This window comes from Oceanimonas sp. CAM02 (assembly GCF_032842915.1).
In the GTDB taxonomy this organism is placed as follows: domain Bacteria; phylum Pseudomonadota; class Gammaproteobacteria; order Enterobacterales; family Aeromonadaceae; genus Oceanimonas; species Oceanimonas smirnovii.
Genome location: NZ_JAWJBK010000034.1, coordinates 1 through 1019, shown reverse-complemented (window position 1 = coordinate 1019; position 1019 = coordinate 1). Strand labels below are relative to the sequence as shown.

The following is a 1019-nucleotide window of genomic DNA, read 5'->3' as shown; positions in this document are numbered from 1 at the left end:
AATATCGGTTTTACCCGACCCTCGAACAAATTGAGCTGTTGGCTCAGACCTTCGGTTGTGTGCGTTTTGTCTATAACGCGATACTGCGCTGGCGTACCGATGCTTTTTATCAGCGTCAGGAAAAAATCGGCTACGTTGGTGTTAACGCCCGACTGACCGAACTCAAGAAAGATCCTGAGCTGGCGTTTCTGTCTGAGGTGTCGTGTGTGCCCTTGCAGCAATGCCTGCGCCACCAGCAAACTGCCTTCAAAAACTTCTTTGAAGGCCGCGCCAAGTATCCGGCATTCAAGAGTAAACGCCACCGCCAGTCGGCGGAGTTCACCCGCTCGGCCTTCAAATACCGGAACGGCAAGCTGTACCTGGCCAAGAGCAAAACCCCGCTGAATATTCGCTGGAGCCGTGAACTGCCCGGCGAGCCCAGTACCGTCACCGTTTCCAAGGACTCGGCAGGCCGTTACTTTGTGAGCTGCCTGTGTGAGTTCGCGCCCAGTAAACTGCCGGTGACACCCAACATGACCGGCATTGACCTGGGCCTGACAGATCTGTTTATCACCGACCAGGGTGAACGGGTCGGTAATCCCCGCCATACTGCGAAATACGCCGCCAGACTGGCCAAGGCACAGCGCCGACTGAGCAAGAAAAAGCTCGGCTCGGCTAATTGCGCCAAGGCCCGCCAGAAGGTGGCGAAACTTCACGCTAAAATCTCCGATTGCCGACAGGACAACTTGCACAAGCTGTCCCGCAGACTGATTAACGAGAACCAAGTAGTCTGCGTTGAATCCCTGACAGTGAAAAACATGATGCGCAACCCGAAACTGAGCAAAGCCATTGCCGACGCCGGCTGGGGCGAGTTCGTGCGCCAGTTGGCGTACAAGGCAGAATGGGCCGGTCGCTCACTGGTCGCCATTGACCAGTGGTTCCCCAGCTCCAAGCGTTGTTCGGGTTGCGGGCACACGTTATCGTCGCTGCCGTTGTCGGTCAGAAAATGGGACTGCCCCGAATGTGGTGCATACCATGAC

At 56.2% G+C, this 1019-nt stretch carries 1 protein-coding gene; it reads left to right on the top strand.

The genetic code is table 11. The features are described 5' to 3' along the window. Positions 1–1019: transposase (locus tag R0I78_RS12875; RefSeq protein WP_317075615.1), on the top strand; the 1019-nt coding region annotated here is incomplete at both ends.